The sequence below is a fragment of the Methylobacterium sp. NEAU K genome, assembly GCF_030700285.1.
Lineage (GTDB): Bacteria > Pseudomonadota > Alphaproteobacteria > Rhizobiales > Beijerinckiaceae > Methylobacterium.
Genome location: NZ_JAUYZJ010000020.1, coordinates 81,729 through 98,071 on the forward strand (window position 1 = coordinate 81,729; position 16,343 = coordinate 98,071).

The 16,343-nt window shown below is 70.0% G+C and carries 12 protein-coding genes; 5 read left to right on the forward strand and 7 right to left on the reverse strand.

What is annotated here, in order from left to right:
* Nucleotides 1-209: 209 nt before the first annotated feature.
* From phaC to Q8W67_RS16975, 4 genes are all read right to left on the reverse strand, one after another.
* Entirely contained in the window at nt 210-1,340 is a 1,131-nt protein-coding gene (gene phaC / locus Q8W67_RS16960; RefSeq protein ID WP_305547612.1) for a class III poly(R)-hydroxyalkanoic acid synthase subunit PhaC, read from the reverse strand.
* Complete coding sequence (locus Q8W67_RS16965; RefSeq protein WP_305547614.1) at nt 1,333-2,148, reverse strand: poly(R)-hydroxyalkanoic acid synthase subunit PhaE; 816 nt, start codon at nt 2,146-2,148, stop codon at nt 1,333-1,335. The genes phaC and Q8W67_RS16965 overlap by 8 nt, the downstream gene beginning before the upstream one ends.
* Before the next feature lie 187 nt (nt 2,149-2,335).
* Nucleotides 2,336-3,511 (reverse strand): iron-containing alcohol dehydrogenase, encoded by a 1,176-nt coding sequence (locus Q8W67_RS16970; RefSeq protein WP_305547616.1) that lies wholly within the window; start codon nt 3,509-3,511, stop codon nt 2,336-2,338.
* Between the two features lie 45 nt (nt 3,512-3,556).
* On the reverse strand, nt 3,557-5,209 hold the full coding sequence (locus Q8W67_RS16975; RefSeq protein WP_305547618.1) for an acetolactate synthase large subunit: 1,653 nt from the start codon (nt 5,207-5,209) through the stop codon (nt 3,557-3,559).
* 288 nt (nt 5,210-5,497) lie between these two features.
* On the opposite strand from Q8W67_RS16975, the gene Q8W67_RS16980 reads away from it, so the two are divergent.
* Nucleotides 5,498-6,961, forward strand: coding sequence for a DUF2252 domain-containing protein (locus tag Q8W67_RS16980; protein ID WP_370693896.1), 1,464 nt, complete (start codon nt 5,498-5,500; stop codon nt 6,959-6,961).
* 9 nt (nt 6,962-6,970) lie between these two features.
* Here the strand turns inward: Q8W67_RS16980 and Q8W67_RS16985 are convergent, their stop codons facing one another.
* Nucleotides 6,971-7,909, reverse strand: a complete 939-nt coding sequence (locus Q8W67_RS16985; RefSeq protein WP_305547622.1) for a LysR family transcriptional regulator — start codon at nt 7,907-7,909, stop codon at nt 6,971-6,973.
* Nucleotides 7,910-8,007: 98 nt separating this feature from the next.
* Here Q8W67_RS16985 and Q8W67_RS16990 point away from each other — a divergent pair, with 98 nt between their 5' ends.
* On the forward strand, nt 8,008-8,367 hold the full coding sequence (locus tag Q8W67_RS16990; protein ID WP_305547624.1) for a hypothetical protein: 360 nt from the start codon (nt 8,008-8,010) through the stop codon (nt 8,365-8,367).
* A 37-nt stretch (nt 8,368-8,404) separates the two neighbouring features.
* Here Q8W67_RS16990 and Q8W67_RS16995 read toward each other — a convergent pair whose 3' ends face one another.
* Nucleotides 8,405-10,048 (reverse strand): GMC oxidoreductase, encoded by a 1,644-nt coding sequence (locus Q8W67_RS16995; RefSeq protein ID WP_305547626.1) that lies wholly within the window; start codon nt 10,046-10,048, stop codon nt 8,405-8,407.
* A gap of 188 nt (nt 10,049-10,236) precedes the next feature.
* On the opposite strand from Q8W67_RS16995, the gene Q8W67_RS17000 reads away from it, so the two are divergent.
* From Q8W67_RS17000 to gluQRS, 3 genes are read left to right on the forward strand one after another with little or no spacing between them, the layout of a single operon-like run.
* Entirely contained in the window at nt 10,237-12,273 is a 2,037-nt protein-coding gene (locus Q8W67_RS17000; protein WP_305547628.1) for an ATP-binding protein, read from the forward strand.
* A gap of 53 nt (nt 12,274-12,326) precedes the next feature.
* A complete protein-coding gene (locus Q8W67_RS17005) occupies nt 12,327-12,608 on the forward strand; it encodes a hypothetical protein (protein WP_305547630.1) in 282 nt (93 codons plus the stop codon).
* Complete coding sequence (gene gluQRS / locus Q8W67_RS17010; protein WP_305547632.1) at nt 12,605-13,468, forward strand: tRNA glutamyl-Q(34) synthetase GluQRS; 864 nt, start codon at nt 12,605-12,607, stop codon at nt 13,466-13,468. The genes Q8W67_RS17005 and gluQRS overlap by 4 nt, the downstream gene beginning before the upstream one ends.
* Before the next feature lie 9 nt (nt 13,469-13,477).
* Here the strand turns inward: gluQRS and Q8W67_RS17015 are convergent, their stop codons facing one another.
* On the reverse strand, nt 13,478-15,508 hold the full coding sequence (locus tag Q8W67_RS17015) for a M23 family metallopeptidase (protein ID WP_305547634.1): 2,031 nt from the start codon (nt 15,506-15,508) through the stop codon (nt 13,478-13,480).
* Between the last annotated feature and the right edge of the window lie 835 nt (nt 15,509-16,343).

The window sequence follows — 16,343 nt, forward strand, 5'->3', positions numbered from 1 at the left end:
TGCCACGCCGTGGCGGGCCTGCCGCTGTCCTCTGAACATCGGGCTCGCGACAGGCACGAAGTCCGGCGGGGGATACGCGTGTCTTCCCTCCCCCTTCTGCGGGGGAGGGCGGAGGGAGATCTCCGGCAAGCCCGCGATCAAAACGTGAACAAGGCCGCCTCCGCCCGGCAAACGCGCACCCAGCGGCTTCCCCGTCGCGGCCCATCGGCCTACCCACGCGCGCCGAGCCAGTCTGCGATGCCGGAGCCCAGCAACCTCTGCGCCTTGCCGCCGACGAAGACCCCGACATGGCCGCCGGGCAGCCCCAGTTCAGTGTAGTCTTCGGTGCCGATCTTGCCCTTGAGAGCCTGGGAGGTCGCCGGTGGGATGATGTGGTCGTCCTGGGCGAAGACGTTGAGCACCGGGCAGGCGATGTGCTTCAGGTCCACCGTGCGGCCCCCCAGAACGAATTCGCTCCGGACGAGCTTGTTGTCCTGGTAGAGGTCCTTGAGCCACTGCTTGGCCGCCTCGCCTGGATGGTCCGGCCGGTCGGCGATCCATTTCTCCATGCGCAGGAAGTTCAGGAACTTCTTCTTGTCGTCCAACGCGTCGAGCAGGTCGAGGTTGTACTTCGTCATGGTGCGCATCGGCGTCATCATCGAGAACACCGAGCCCATGAAAGCGCCGGGGAGCGACCCCTGCGCGTCGATCAGCCGGTCGACGTCCTCGGGCGAGAGGGACCGCGTCCAGACGTTGATGAAGCCGTGGCCGGCCCGGCTCTCGCGCGTGTCGGCATGGAAGTCGATCGGCGTGATGGTCAGCACCATCGCGTTGACGCGCTCGGGGTAGAGCGCCGCATAGCAGGTCGTGAAGACTCCGCCCTCGCAGATCCCGAGCAGGTTGATCCTGTCGCGGCCCGCGGCTGCGCCGATGAACGCGACGCACTCGGCGAGGTAGTCGTCGACGTAATCGTCGATGGTGACGTAACGGTCGGCCCGGCCCGGATTGCCCCAATCGACCACGTAGAGGTCGAGGCCGAGGTTCAGCAGGTTGCGGACGAGCGAGCGGTCCTCCTGCAGGTCTGCCATCGTGTAGCGACCGATCAACCCGTAGACGATCAGCACCGGCGGCAGGCCCTTGCTCGGGGCGAGCGGCCGGTAGCGGTAGAGCGAGACCTTGTCCTGGCTCCAGACCAAGTCCTTCGGCGTGGTGGCGATCTGCACGTCGGCGTCGCGCACGTCCGAGAACAGCTTGGCGCCCTCGCTGATCCGGCGGCCGAGATCGGCGACCTCGGCGAGCATTTCGGCGGGGCTGAGGGCGAGCGGCGCGGCCGGGGCCTTCGGAGCGTCCCTGTCAGCCATGGGCTTCCTCCGCGGTGCGCGCGCCGGCATCGTGCCTCATCGAGGCCCGTGCGGCCGCCCGGCGCTCGCGGCGCAGGGCCCGGACCTCGCGGCGCAGCTCGGTGAGGCTCTTGTGCACGTCGTCGAGTTCGGCCCGGGTCGGCTGCCCGTAGAAGTCCGCCAGGAAGGCCGAGAGGTCCTGCTGGGCGAGCCGCAGGTCGGTGGAGGCCTTCAGGACCGCCCGCTGCGAGGCCAGGAACGCGTCGGAGCGCTGGACCTCCAGCAGCACCGCATTGGCGGTCTCGATCCAGTGGGTCATCATCGCGCGGGCAGAGGCGAAGCCCTCGCCGCGCTCGGCGCGGGTGTTGGCCTCCTGGGCGAAGGTGCCGGCGGCCCGGGTCCAGGCGTCGAGCATCACCGTCTGGTGCTCGCTCTGCGCCCGCCGCAACGTCGCCCAGGCGTTGAGCAGAGCGCCGTAGCGCCGCTCGGTCTGCCACAGGTCGGCGAGTTGCGGGCCCTCGGCCATGCGGGTCAGCACCGCGTCGAACTCGGCCGAGCCGCCGAGCCAGGCCTGCGGATCGAAGATCCGGGCGAGCACGGCCCCGGCGGTCGGATCGGGCGCCCCTGCGCCGCTCTTCAGCGACGCCGTCAGGGTCTGCGACAGGGCGGTGGCCGAGGCCCAGGCCTGGGCCAGGCTGCTCTGCGCGGCGGCCAGCCCGGCGAGATCGGCCTGCGGGAAGGATGGCCAGCTGGCGCCCGGAGCGAGAATGCCCGCGCCGGCGCGAGCCCAGAACTCGCCCATCGCCTTGAACGCGTCGAACTGATCCATGACGGCGCCCTCCCGGCCGTGTTCGACCCCGCGATGTCGCGAAGCCTGATTGAGCCTGCAATTCCAATCGTACGCCAGTCGGAATCCACGGGCCTCCGCACCCCGTTTCTCAGCCTGAGGTGCCGGAGTGGGGCGCAAGCAGCTCAGGTTGTGGTCGTGGGCGGGACTTCACACATCGATCGAGCGCTCAGGCTGCGGGTCGCGCCGCGCCCAGCGCCTCGGCGTAGATCGCGTAGGCGTCGTTGTAGGTGACCGCCCGCGGGTTGTTCACGAGGAGCCGCGTCTGCTTCATCGCGTCGGCGGCCATCCGCTCCAAGTCCTTCTGCGCCACGCCAACCTCGGCCAGCGAGGCGGGGACCTTGCAGTCACGGCAGATCGCGTCGAGGCAGTCCACGAAACGGGCGGCGGCCTGCGCCGGCGGCAGATCCGCGGCCGCGGGATCGAGGATCGGGGCCAGCTCGGCGTAGAGCGCCTCCGCATGGGACAGGTTGAAGCGCATCACCCCCATCAGCACCAGGGCGTTCGAGAGCCCGTGCGGCACGTGGAAGATGGCGCCGACCGGGTAGGCCAGCGCGTGCACCGCCGCCACCGGCGCGTTGGCGAAGGCCATGCCGGCGAGCATCGATCCGAGCAGCATCCCCGAGCGCGCCTCGAGATCGCGGCCTTCCCTGCAGGCGGTGCGGATGTTGGCCGAGAGTAGGGCGAGCGCCTGCTTGGCGAGCTGGTCGGAGATCGGGTTCTTCTTAAGCTTGCTGGTGAACGCCTCGATGGCGTGGACCATGGCGTCGATGCCCGTGGCCGCCGTGACATGGGCCGGAAGGCCCAGCGTCAGCTCGGGATCCAGCACCGCCCAGTCGGGCAAGAGCTTGGGCGCGACCACCCCCTTCTTCTCGGTGGTCGGCGTCGTGACGATCGAGATCGGGGTCACCTCGGAGCCGGTGCCGGCGGTGGTCGGCACCAGGATCAGCGGCAGCCGCTCGCCCTTGGCGAGGCCGACGCCGTAGATGGCGTCGAGCGGCTCGTCGGACTTCGCGAGATACGCGACGAGCTTAGCGGTATCGAGCGCCGAGCCGCCTCCGATCGACAGGACGAGGTCGGTCCCGAGTTCTCGAGCGCGCTTGGCCGCCGCCTCGATCATCGTGGAGGGCGGGTCGGCAACCACATCGTCGTAGACGTCGATGGCGATCCCGGACGCCGCGAGCGCGGTCTCGGCGGCCTTCGTGAGCCCGGCGCCGCGGACGCCCTTGTCGGTGACGAGAAGGACGCGTCTGGCCCCGAAGGTGCCGACGATCTCCGGGAGCTTCTGCGCGGCGCCGACCTCGAACAGCACGTTCGGCGTGGTCTGGAAGGTGAACGGATTCATCGCGCTGCCCTGTTTGCCTGCCGAGCCTCTAGCCCGCCGCCGTCGTCATTCGGCCGGCTCGAAGTCTTTCACCTTCTCGCGCAGTTCTTCGACGAGGACGCGCGTGTTCTCCGAATAATCGATCGGCACCGCGACCAGATGGACGCCGCCTTCCGCGAAGGCCCGGTCGAGGGTCGGCACGAGGTCGTTGACAGCCTCGACCCGGTGCCCGGTGGCGCCGTAGGACCGGGCGTAAAGGACGAAGTCCGGGTTATTGAAGGTCATCCCGTAATCGGCGAACTTGTCGACTGCCTGCTTCCAGCGGATCATGCCGTAGGCCGAGTCGTCGAGCACCAGCACCACGAGGTTGAGCTTGAGCCGCACGGCGGTCTCGAGCTCCTGGCTGTTCATCATGAAGCCGCCGTCGCCGCACACCGCCATCACGCGCCGGTTGGGGTAGAGCATCGCCGCCATCATGGCGGACGGCAGGCCCGCGCCCATGGTGGCGAGCGCGTTGTCGAGGAGCAGCGTGTTGGCCACGTAGGTGCGGTAGTTCCGGGCGAACCAGATCTTGTACATCCCGTTGTCGAGGCAGACGATTCCATCCTCCGGGATCACCCGGCGCACGTCCCGCACGAGCCGCTGCGGCGTCACCGGGAAGCGGTCCTCGCCGGCCCTGTGGGCGATGTGGCTAAGGATGTGCTCGCGCAGGGGCAGCAGGGCGCCCGCGTTCTTGAGCTTGCCCTCCAGCCTGTCGGCCAGGAGCTTCAGGGTCGGCCCGAGATCGCCGACCACCTCGGCGTCCGGATAGTACACCTGCTCGACGTTGGCCGGCATGTAGCCGATATGGAGGACCTTCTGGTCGGGCTGGCCCATAAAGAACGGCGGTTTCTCGATCGTGTCGTGACCGATCGCGATGATGAGGTCCGCCCGGTCGATCGCCTCGTGGATGTAGTCGCGCTCGGAGAGCGCGGCGGTGCCCATGTAGAGGTTGGTGCCGCCGGCGACGGTGCCCTTGCCCATCTGCGTGGTGAAGAACGGGATCTGAGTGCGCTGCACGAAGCCGCCGAGCTCGCCGGTCGCCCGGGGCCGGCTCGCGGCGGCCCCCAGCATGATCAGCGGCCGCTTGGCCTGGAGGATCATCGCGGCGGCCCGCTCGATCGCGGCCGGATGGGCGACCGGGATGTCGATCGGGTGCGACGGAACGAGACTGGCCTCGGCCTCCTCGGCGGCGATGTCCTCCGGCAGCTCCAGAAGCACCGGCCCCGGTCGCTCCTCGGTGGCGACCCGGAAGGCGTCGCGCACGATCGTGGGGATCGACGAGGCGGAGACGATCTGCCGGGCCATCTTGGTGATCGGCTTCATCGCGCTGATCACGTCGACGATCTGGAACTTGGCCTGGCGCGAGGACAGGATCCCCTTTTGGCCGGTGATGATGATCATCGGCATCGCTCCGAGATGCGCATAGGCCGCCCCGGTGGAGAAGTTCAGCGCGCCGGGGCCCAGGGTCGATAGGCAGACGCCGGGCCGGCCGGTGAGCCGGCCGTGCGTCGCCGCCATGAAGCTCGCCGGCTGCTCATGCCGCGTCAGCACGAGCTCGATCTTGGAGGTGCGCAGGGACTCGACGACGTCGAGATTCTCCTCGCCCGGGATGCCGAAGATGCGGTCGACGCCCTCGTTCTCGAGGGCTGCGACGAGTAGGTCCGAGCCTTTGGGCATGAGCTATCCCGCTGATGCGATGCCTGTCGGCGCCGTCCGAGCCGCGCGTGGCCCCGGCAACCCGATTCGCCCGGAATGGACCGGAAAGGATACCTTCCCGGACAGTCGTCCGGTTAGAGGACCGCACCGTAGAGGGGTCAAGGGCCGCATGGGGCGGAATGGTCACAGACCCCGGCCGACCCTATCGTGTACGAGCAGGATCAGGTTTCGAGGCCGCCCGGTCCGGTCAGGGTTGTGCTGCGTTCGGTTCGGCGGGACATCATGGACCATTCGCAGAGCGAGAACTTCATGGCGGTGGAGGCGCCCGCGCAGTCCGGCGTGCAGGCCGGGGACGTGGTCCTGGCGCCGCTGGCGGATTTCCCGCGCATCGACCTGAGGGCCGGAGTGGAGCCCTGGGACAAGCGTCGCCAAGCCGGGAAGGCCCTCCGGGCGGACGTCCCTCACGCGGCCCATGCGGACCTACCGGCGGAGGCCGATCGCCCCGACCCAGTCACCCTCATCGAGTCGGCGCATGCGGGCCGGCAGCCGCATCTCATCCCTCTGCGGGTCGCCCGGATGGCGACCTCGCCCTTCTCGTTCCTCCGCGGGGCCGCGCACGTGATGGCCTGGGACCTGTCGCGCAGCCCGCGCAGCGGCATTGACGTGGTGATGAACGGCGACGCGCACACCGACAATTTCGGCCTGTTCGGCACACCACAGCGCGACGTCGTTCTCGACCTCAACGATTTCGACGAGGTCACGGTCGGCCCCTGGGAATGGGACCTCAAGCGGCTCGCGGCCGGCCTCGCGGTCGCCACCGCCGACGCGGGGGCGACGCCGGACGCGCGGCGGGAGGCGGTGATGGAGGCGGTGTCCGGCTACCAGCGCACGATGCGGCGCCTCGCGCCGGAGGGTTCCCTCGACGTCTGGTACCAGACCACCCTGGCCGACGCGCCGGATCTCGGCGGAATCCGGATGGACGCGGAGGCCCGCGCGGTGGTGCGCCGGGCCGTGGACAAGGCGCGCCGCAAGAACAACCGCAGCCTCCTGGCCCAGGTCGCAGAGCGGCGCACCGACGGCGGCTGGCGCCTCCGCGCGGACCCGCCGATCCTCACCCCCGTCGACGACGCCACGCGGCAGAGCATCGTCTCGGGGCTGGAGCGCTATGCCGAGACCCTACCGCGCGAGCGGCGATTCATGCTCAACCGCTACCACGTGGTCGACGTCGCCCATCGCGTCGTCGGCGTCGGCAGCGTCGGGACCCGGGCCTATGTCGCGCTGCTGTGCGGCAACTCCGACCGGGATGCGCTCTTCCTCCAGGTCAAGGAGGCGGTCAGTCCGGCCAACGCGCCCTACCTTCCGGGGATGCCCGCGCCCTATGCGGGCCACGAGGGCGAGCGCGTGATCTACGGCCAGCGCCTGCTGCAGGCTGTGGGCGACCCGCTGCTCGGCTGGACCACGATCGACGGCCGACCGTTCTACGTGCGCCAGATGAAGAACCTGAAGGGTGCGATCCCGCTGGCGGAGATGTCCGGGCCGCCGCTCCTGACCTTCTCGTATGCTTACGGGGCACTCCTGGCCCGGGCCCACGCCCGGACCGGCGACGCCGCGGCGATCGCCGGCTATTGCGGCAGCGGCAAGAGGCCGGACCTTCGCGAGGCGCTGGCCGATTGGGCGGCGGCCTACGCGGAGCGCAACGCCGAGGATTTCGGCCGGTTTCGCGAGGCGATCGCGAGCGGCCGGCTGGAGGCTGCGGCGGATCCCTGTCTTTAGGATCCGGGCTCAGATCATCCCGAAGGCGGGCGCCTCGCTGGCGAGCCGCACCAGCAGGTCGCGCAGCCAGCGATGGGCTGGATCCCTGTCGTAGGAGGCGTGCCAGAGCATCGACACCGCCACGTCATCGAGCGGCACGGGCACGGGGCTGACCGCCAGGGAGAGCGCGCTCGCAAACGAGGTGGCGAGCCGGGCGTGCATCGTCGCGATCACCGGCGCGGCCCGGACCATGAACGGCACGACCAGGAAGCGCGGGGTCGTCACCGCGAGGGTGCGCGTTCGCCCGATGAGCGCAAGCGCGTCGTCGACCACCCCGTGGGCGGTCTCGCGCAGGGATGTCAGCACGTGCGGAAACCGCAGGTAGTCGTCGAGCCCGATCGGCGGCCGGAGGCCGACCAGCTCGGCATTGAACAGGACGACGTAGCTGTCCCGGTAGAGCAGCCGCTGCTTGTGGTGGACCTGCCCCTCCGAGAACAGCCCGATGGCGAGGTCGACCCGGTCGGCGTCGAGCTCGTCGAGGATGCGGGAGCGATCGACCGAGCGCAGGAGCAGCCGGATCCCGGGCGCCTCCCGGCGCAGCTGCGCGATCAACCGCGGCCCGAGCAGGACCTCGACGCTGTCGGGCAGGCTCACGGTGAAGCTGCGCTCAACGGTGGCCGGATCGAACAGCTCCTCGCGATGGACCAGGGCCTGCACTTGCCTGAGGGCCGCCCGCAACGGCTCGACGAGCTTCGTGGCCCGCGGTGTCGGCCGCATCCCGTCCGGCGCCCGGGTGAGAAGCTCGTCGTCGAACAGGCGGCGCAGCCGCGCCAAGCTCGAACTCATCGCCGATTGGCCGACGCCGATCCGCGCGGCCGCCCGGGTGACGCTGCGCTCGTCGAGCAGCGCGTCGAGGGCGACCAGCAGGTTCAGGTCGATTCGACTCAGATCGATATGATCAATAGTCACTAGCGATGCAATCGATTTGCTTCATGCTGCGCCGCACATCAAGTTGGCGCCACGGGCGAGGGAGATCCGCCACCCGCCACCTCTCAGGGATAGCCGACATGACTTTTCGTTTCCTCACCGCCGCAGCCTTGCTCGCCGCCTCTCTGGGCGGCGCTCAGGCCGCTGAGATCCGTCCCGTGACCGGCAGCACGCTCGGCCTCGGTCCGCTCTCGGGAGTGGCCTACTACACCGTCGAGCCGAAGGGTTACCACGTGGTGGTCACCCTCGCACCGCGCGGTGCGGCTCCGGCGCTCCGCCTGGAGGCCGTGCTCGCCGCCGACCAGAGCGTCACGCTGTCGACGCCGCGGGCGGCCGGCGAGCCCGCCGAAGCGATCGAGATCGAGCGCGCGGGCGACCACGTCTTCGTCTCGGCCCCTCCGGCGACCGGCGTAGTTCAGGAGGCCGACGCCGTGAACTGATCGTGAGCGGCGGGGGCTCCGGCCCCCGCCGCGCGGATCACGCCGGTACCGGCTCGCGCGGCTCGGTGTGGTCGAACAGCCGGGGCGGCGCGATCTCGTCCCTGGCCCCCATCCGGTCGACGAGGTGGTCCGCCACCCGCAAGGCGTTGGCGATGATCGTCAGGGTCGGATTCACGGCGCCGATCGACGGGAAGAAGCTCGCATCGGTCACATAGAGGTTGTCGAGCTGGTGCGCCTTACAGTGCCTGTCGAGCACGGCGGTCGCCTGGTCGTCCCCGAACCGCAGGGTACCGGCCTGGTGGGCGGTCCCGCCGATCGGCACGTCCTTCCCGAGGTAGAGCGAGCGGTCGAACAGGTGCGGGTGGATGTCGGTGACGCTGCAGATGTCCTGCAGCTTCCGCCGCAGCCGCTTGTGCGCCTCGGCATTGGTCTCGGTGAGATCGAGGTGCACAGTCCCATCCTTGTAGTAGACCCGGTTCTGCGCGAGCGGAATATCCTCCGAGGTCAGCCAGAAATCGACCGAGTGCTTCGCGATCCAGTCGAAGGGTCTGTTGGGGAACCATTGCAAGAAGCCCGGCAGCCCCTCGCCGTGGATCTGGGCACCATCGGACTTGCCGACCATCTGGATGTGGCCCAGCGGGAAGTCCCAGTCGTCCTTCGGATCCGGGTCGCCGAAGTAGAAGTCGTTGAGCCCGAGCGTCTTCTGGAACCGGGTCGGGTTCGGCGTCTTCGAGATCGCCAGCACGGTCGAGTTGTTGTGGCGCATGTAGTTGCGCCCGACCTGCCCCGAGCCGTTGGCGAGCCCGTCCGGGTGCCGCTCGCTGGCGGAGCGTAGCAGCAAGAGCGCCGAGGAGAGGGCGCCGCAGGCCACCACCACGATGTCGGCCGAGGCCTCGAACGGCGCGCCGTCGCGGTTGCCGACCACGCCCCGCACGCTGCGGCCGGCCGGGTCGGTGACCAAGCGCTCGATATAGGTGCGTGTGAGCAGCGTGAGGTTCGGGCAGTCCCGCAGGGCCGGGTCGACCACCATGGTCTGCGCGTCGGCCTTGCCGTTGGTCGGGCAGGGGAAGCCGTCGAAGGATTCACACTTGATGCAGGGCGATGTCGGGACGGCCCGCCCATCCTTCTCCACCAGCCGCACGCCCACCGGCAGATGAAACGGATGATGGCCGGCACTCTTCAGGTTGTCGAACAGTTCCTGGATCCGCGGCTCGTGGGAGACCGGGGGGTGGGCGTAGGGCTTGCGTGACCAGGGCTCGGTCGGGTCCTCGCCGCGCAGGCCGTGGACGTGGAACAGCTCCTCGGCCGCCTGGTAATGCGGCTCGAATTCGTCGTAGCCCACGGGCCAGGCGGGCGAGATCCCGTCCTCGTGCCGGATCTCGCCGAAGTCCTTCTCACGCAGGCGGAACAGGACCGAACCGTAGAATTTGGAATTGCCACCGACGTAATAGTGCAGTCCGGGATGGAAGCTGCTGCCGTCTGAGGCGTACCAGGTCTCCTTCGCCTGATAGTAGCCGTCGACGATCACCGCCTGGCTGTCCCAGTTCCGCGGCTCGCGCAGGAGATAGTCCCCGCGCTCGATCAGGAGGATGCGCTTCCCGGTCTGGGCCAGACGCCACGCCATCGTCCCGCCGCCCGGGCCGGATCCGACGATGATGACGTCGTAATGCTCGCCAGGCATGTGCTCTGTCTCCGTCCGGGCCGTATCCTGGCAGGCAACTCGCGAGCCGGGTTTGGGATCGCGGTGCGGCGACGTTTACCAGCGCGTTTCGGCAGTGCCGCAACGGCCGGTTAAGCGCCTTTCCCAACGCCGCCTTCAGCTTCGGCTGCGATCCTGTTCGGGTCCGGCCTCCCGCCGGGGAGGCACCGATGGTCGTCAAGGATCTCGCGCTCGTGCTGGCGCTGCTCATCGCGGCGGCCCTCGCGTTCGGCCGCTGGCGGGCGCGGCGCGCGGGCCCCGACGAGGCGGAGGCCGAGCGGCTGCACGACCGGATCTGGCGGATCAGCGAAAGCGAGGACCGCTACCGCGCCCTGGTGGCCGCAACCACCGAGGTGATCGTGCAGCGCGACGCGCGCGGGCGGATCACCTACGCCAACGAGGATTATGCGCGACTGCTGGGCCGCGAACCCATCGACCTGTTCGGCGCGCAGATCGACCTCGAGATCCTCGACCGGAGCGCGGTCGAGGTCGGGGCGGACGGGGTGCGGCGCATGGAGGCGCAGGTCCGCTCGGTGGACGGGCGCGTGCGCTGGTTCGCCTTCGTGGAGATGCCGGTGGCACACGGCGACGCGATGCACTGGCTGCGCGCCGGCCGCGACGTGACCGCCCGGGTCGAGGCGCTGCGCAGCCGGGACGCCGCCCTGGAGCGCGCCGAGGCCGCCAGCGTGGCGAAGTCACGCTTCCTCGCCACCGTCAGCCACGAGATGCGCACCCCGCTCAACGGCATCCTGGGCATGGCCGACCTCGTGCTGGGTACCGCCCTGGACCCGGAGCAGCGGACCTATGTCGAGGCGGTGCGCACCAGCGGCCAGGCGCTGCTCGGCCTGATCGATGGGGTCCTGGACTTCTCGCGGATCGAGGCCGGGCGCCTCGACCTGGCGGCCCAGCCGTTCGACCTGCCGGCGCTCGCCGAGAGCGTCGTGGAATTGCTGGCGCCCCGGGCTCAGGACAAGGGTATCGAGATCGCCCTCGATGCCGCCGAGGACTTCCCGCGCAGCCTCGTCGGCGATGCCGACCGGGTTCGGCAGATCCTGATCAACCTCGCAGGCAACGCCATCAAGTTCACGGAGCGCGGGGGCGTCGGCGTGAGCCTCGCGCTCGCCTCCACGGACGCCGGAGGCGCGGAGGTCATCCTCACAGTGTCCGATACCGGCCCTGGCATCCCGGAGGACCGCCTGCCGATCCTGTTCGAGGAATTCGAACAGGGCGACGGCAGCGCGAGCCGGAGCCACGAGGGCACCGGCCTCGGGCTCGCCATCACGCGCCGGCTCGTGACCCGCATGGGCGGCCGGATCGAGGCGGAGTCGCGGCTCGCACGCGGCTCCACCTTCCGGGTCGCGCTGCCGCTGCCGGAGGCCACAGGGACCGACCAGGGCGAGCCCGGCCCGCTGCCGCGGCTCGACGGGCGGCGCTGCCTGATCGTGGCCGATTCGCCTTTCCAGGCCCCCTATCTCGCCCAGAGCCTGTCCCGGGCCGGGGCGGCCACGGTGATCGTCGGCACCCTGGAGGACGGCCTCGACGCCCTCTCGGGGGCAGCCTTCGACGCGGTGCTGGCCGACCGGGCGCTGGGTGACGCCGCCGTCCGCCAGATCGCCGATGCCGGGCGGGCCTGCGGCGTGCGCTGCAGCCTCGTGCTGCTCTCGCCCTTCGACCGGCGCGGCTTCGGAGCGCCGGGCGCAGCGGGCTTCGACGGCTACCTGATCAAGCCGGTGCGGGCGCGGTCCCTGTTCGAGCGGCTGCTCGCCCCGCCCCCGACGGCGGACTCCGCCGCGTCCCCGCCTCCGGCCCCGGCGCAGACCGGTGCCGGCCTGCGGGTCCTGCTCGCCGAGGACAACCCGATTAACGCCCTGCTGGCGACCCGCGCGCTGGAGCGGCTCGGCGCCACGGTCGTGCACGCGGTCGACGGCGTCGAAGCGCTGGAACGCCTGGAGACGGCCGGTCCGTTCGACCTCGCCCTGATCGACGTGCGCATGCCCCGCCTCGACGGCCACGAGACAGCCCGCCGCATCCGCGCCGCCGAACTATCAGGGACGACGCGGCTGCATCTCGTGGCGCTCACCGCCAATGCCGGGCGGGAGGACGAGATCGCCGCCCGCGACGCCGGGTTCGACGGCTTCCTCGCCAAGCCCCTCAACCTGAAGCTGCTTCCGACCCTCCTGGAACGCCGAACCGCGCGGGCGGCCTGAACGCGTCGCGCGCGCGTTGACAGGAGGGCGCTTGGCACGCCAACAGGATTCCCATGTCCACAGCCCGCACCACGCCGTCCGCACAGCGCTCGTCGAGCGATGCGCTCGCCGCCTGGGGCATCGCGATCCTCGTCGTGGCGACCGTGCTCCTGGGTGTGCTGCTGCCGCCACGGCACGGCCCCCCGGTGCGCTCCGTCGCGAAGGATCCGGCCTGTCTCGAGTGGAGTGACGGCTGCAGCGTCTGCCAGCGCCTGGCCGACGGGCCGGCCTGTTCGCTGCCCGGCATCGCCTGCCAGCCCGGCGCGTTGCGCTGCCTGCGTCGCAGCGACGGGTGAGTCCGGGCGCGCCGGTCTTCCGCTTCGCGCCGAGCCCGAACGGACGGCTCCATCTCGGCCACGCCTATTCGGCGCTGCTCAACGCCGACCTGGCGCGGAAATCGGAGGGCCTCTGCCGCCTTCGGATCGAGGACATCGACCCGCTCCGTTCCAAGCCGGACCTGGTCACGGCGATCGGCGCCGACCTCGCTTGGCTGGGGCTGACCTACCCGGAACCGGTGCGTCACCAGTCCCGGCACATGGATGCGTATCGAGCCGCCCTCGACGGCCTGATCGCCCGGGGGCTCGCCTATCCCTGCTTCTGTTCGCGCGGCCAGATCCGGGCGCCGACCGCGGCCAACGCCGGCGGCCCCCACGATCCGGACGGCGTACCGCACTATCCCGGCCTCTGCCGAGGGCTCGATCCTGTCATCACGGCGGAGCGTCTCGCCCGGGGCGAGCCGCATGCGTGGCGCCTCGACATGGCGGCGGCCCTGCGCGGTGCCGTCGGTCCGCTCGGCTACACAGCCTTCGACGAGGCCGGCGCGTGGCCCGTCGCGGCCGATCCTGCCCGCTGGGGCGACGCGGTGATCGCCCGCCGGGACGTGCCGACGAGCTACCACCTCGCCGTCGTCCACGACGACGCGGAGGAGGGGATCACCCACGTGGTACGCGGCCGCGACCTCGAGGCCGCCACCGACCTGCATGTGCTGCTGCAGCGGCTGCTCGGCCTGCCGACGCCGCGCTACCGCCACCACCGGCTGATCCTGGATACCCTGGGCGAGAAGCTCGCCAAGTCGCGCGGCTCGCAGAGCCTCGCCGACCTGCGGCAGGCCGGCACGACCCCCGAGCAGATCCGCAGGCGCCTCGGCTTCGTCTGACCCGGGGGCTCAGCGCACGGCGGCGTCACGCTGGGCGAGCGCCGTGGCGCTCTTCGATTTCAGCATGGTCGCGTCGATCTGCTCGCGCTGGCGCTTGAACTCGGCGAGCAGACGGCCGTCGAGTTCGCGTCCGCGAGGGACGCGGATCTTCATCGGGTCGACGAAGTGACCGTTGATGATCACTTCGTAGTGGAGGTGGGCGCCGGTCGACAGGCCGGTGGAGCCGACATAGCCGACCACCTGACCCTGCCGGACCCGAACGCCCTCCTTCACGCCGCGGCCGAACCGCGACATGTGGTTGTAGGTCGTCACGTAGCCGTTGACGTGCTGGATCTCGACGCGATTGCCGTAGCCCGAGGTCATCTCGGCCCGGATCACCACGCCGTTGCCTGCCGCCATGATCGGGGTGCCGATCGGGTTCGACCAATCGACGCCGGTGTGCAGCTTAGCGTAGCCGAGGATCGGGTGGCGCCGATAGCCGAAGCCGGAGCGCATGATCCCGTCCGCGATGGGCTTGCGCAGCAGGAACTTCTTGAGGGAGCGCCCCTGGTCGTCGAGATAGTCGATCGTGCCGTCGTCCGGAGACTGGAAACGGTAGACCTTGCGGGTCTCTCCGCCGAGCGTCAGCGCGGCATACAGCAGGTCGGGGCGATCGCCGCCGGCCTCGTCGTCGAAGCTGTAGAACACGTCGAGGCCGTCGCCGCTGGCGATGCGGCGCTGGAAGTCGAGGTCGTAGCTGAACACCCGCACGATGTCCTCGACGGTCGCGCGCGGCAGGTCGTGCCGCGCGGCGGTCTCGTAGAGGCTCTGGTAGAGGCGGGGGCCGGAGCCTGAATCCTCGTCCTCGTCCTCCCCGGTCTCGGCCTGGGCCTGGGGCTTGGGGGCGGGAGCCTCCTCGGCCGGAGGCGCCACCGACATGAAGGCGCCCCGGTCGTTGATTGCGGCGATGCCCTCGACGCCGTTCTCGCCGTAGAGGACAACCCGGGTGACCTGGCGCGGATCTCCGGGATGGGGCCCGGGCGCGATCTGCACCCGCATCTGCTGGCCCTCGTTGAGCGACCCGGTACGGGCTTTGCCGCCGAGCGCCGCGACGATGCCGCGGATCTGATCGTCCCCGGCGGAGCCGGTGGCCTTCAGGGAGCTCTCCAGGGTCTCGCCCCGCTTCAGCACGAGGTCGCGCTCTTCCACGAGCGGGGATTCGTTCGGCTTCAGTTCGACCTTCGCGACCTTGGTGACGTTCTCGGGGACGACCAGTACCTCGATCGCCTTGAAGGGATTCGCTTCCTTGGACGCCGCTCCGTCCGAGTCTCCGGCTGCGCCCTGCTGCAGGGTCCGCGACAGCATAATCTGCGGCGCGATCGGGATGGCGGCACGTCGCCCGGCCTCGGCCGCGATGCGGCGTTCCTCCTCGACCTGGGCGGTCACGTCGTCGTCGGTGAGCGCGGGCGCGTTCGGGTCGACGGCCACGTCGACGAGATCGCGCTTGACCACGGTCACCTCGGCGCCGGGCGCGTCGGCCCCGGCGTCGGGGGCACGCTCGAGGGGCTCGTCGGAGACGAACTTCATCGGATCGAAGCGCGGCAGGTCGCCCGCGTAGACCCCCGTGGTCATCGACAGGGGCGTGGTGATGCGCACGAAGGCCTTCGCCTTGATGATCTCGCGGTCCCCCAGCCGGACGGTGACCGGCGCGCGGAAACTCTGCTTGGCCGAGGCGATCATCAGGTTGCGCACCAGCCGGTCGCCCTTGCGGGCGATATTGGCGCCGCTCTCGCTGGGCTGCGGCCGGGCCACGATGGTAGCCTTCTCTGGGATGGCCGCGAAGGAGACGTCGCCCTGGAGCGACACATGCAGCGCTGCAGCGATCAGGCCGGCACCGGTCAAGCCCGTGAGGGAGCTGGCGCAGAGCCAGCGCAGGTTGACGGCGCGGCGGTCGATCTGGGCCGCGTCGGCACCGAGGAGATCAAGGGGGGGCTGGACCCCACGTCCGACGCCTGGAGCGAGGGCGGCCACGTCACCGATCTTGAGTCGCTCGCGCTTCACTCGAAGGCCCTGAGAAGACGATGGCGCACGAGAGCGCTCTTGAAGCCCAGTGATCCGCGGCCGGACTCTCGCCAGGCCCCGCGCGGTGCTCGCGCAGGGCAGGTCCATCTCACGGCCCAGCGTGTCGAGATTGAGGCGTCACGGGCCTGCGCCCGGTCCCTGCACCGCCGGAATGAGGATCCGCCGGGGAGGGGGGACCGGAATCGGAGCGACACGGGAAAACGCAGCGCGGGTGTTGACGGCCTGGGTGGTGGTGGGTATACCCCGGTCATCGGCGCCGGCCGCGGGAGTGGACCGGGCGCTGAGGCATCTTCTGACAGGATCGGCGGGATAGTCCGGCGGGTTAGCCGGGCGGTCTTCTGTTTTTGTCTGTGGGTTCCGGCTCTGTGGCGGTCGTTTCGGCGGTTTGCGGCGGGGTTGACAGGGGGATCGGCGGGGCTTAGACGCCCTCCACCGCTGAGGCGGACCACCGAATGGTCGGTCCGGTATCACGGTTCTCCCAGTCGGACAAGCGGGTAGCCGGGGCTGTATCCCGGGTTTCCGTGTCGTCCGCCGCGGTCCGGATCTGTCCGGCGGCGCGGGGTCTTTGACATTGTTGGATTTGAGGAAGGGAGACGCGGACGGCGTTGTCCTTGCGGCCAGGGCTTATGGTCCTGGCGTGAGAGACTTGTGCCGATCTGTATTTCTCTTTTGAGCTCACCGATCGGTTTACGCTGTGAAGCGCTGGCCGGTCGATTGTGAGGCTCCGTCTGAGAATATACGTGATCGGCCAGATCAATCTCTTCAACGTGAGAGTTTGATCCTGGCTCAGAGCGAACGCTGGCGGCAGGCTTAA

Coding starts and splice junctions, on each gene's coding strand:
- phaC (WP_305547612.1), bottom strand. CDS start 1,340: ATGGCTGACAGGGACGCTCCGAAGGCCCCGGCCGCGCCGCTCGCCCTC.
- Q8W67_RS16965 (WP_305547614.1), bottom strand. CDS start 2,148: ATGGATCAGTTCGACGCGTTCAAGGCGATGGGCGAGTTCTGGGCTCGC.
- Q8W67_RS16970 (WP_305547616.1), bottom strand. CDS start 3,511: ATGAATCCGTTCACCTTCCAGACCACGCCGAACGTGCTGTTCGAGGTC.
- Q8W67_RS16975 (WP_305547618.1), bottom strand. CDS start 5,209: ATGCCCAAAGGCTCGGACCTACTCGTCGCAGCCCTCGAGAACGAGGGC.
- Q8W67_RS16980 (WP_370693896.1), top strand. CDS start 5,498: ATGGCGGTGGAGGCGCCCGCGCAGTCCGGCGTGCAGGCCGGGGACGTG.
- Q8W67_RS16990 (WP_305547624.1), top strand. CDS start 8,008: ATGACTTTTCGTTTCCTCACCGCCGCAGCCTTGCTCGCCGCCTCTCTG.
- Q8W67_RS16995 (WP_305547626.1), bottom strand. CDS start 10,048: ATGCCTGGCGAGCATTACGACGTCATCATCGTCGGATCCGGCCCGGGC.
- Q8W67_RS17000 (WP_305547628.1), top strand. CDS start 10,237: ATGGTCGTCAAGGATCTCGCGCTCGTGCTGGCGCTGCTCATCGCGGCG.
- Q8W67_RS17005 (WP_305547630.1), top strand. CDS start 12,327: ATGTCCACAGCCCGCACCACGCCGTCCGCACAGCGCTCGTCGAGCGAT.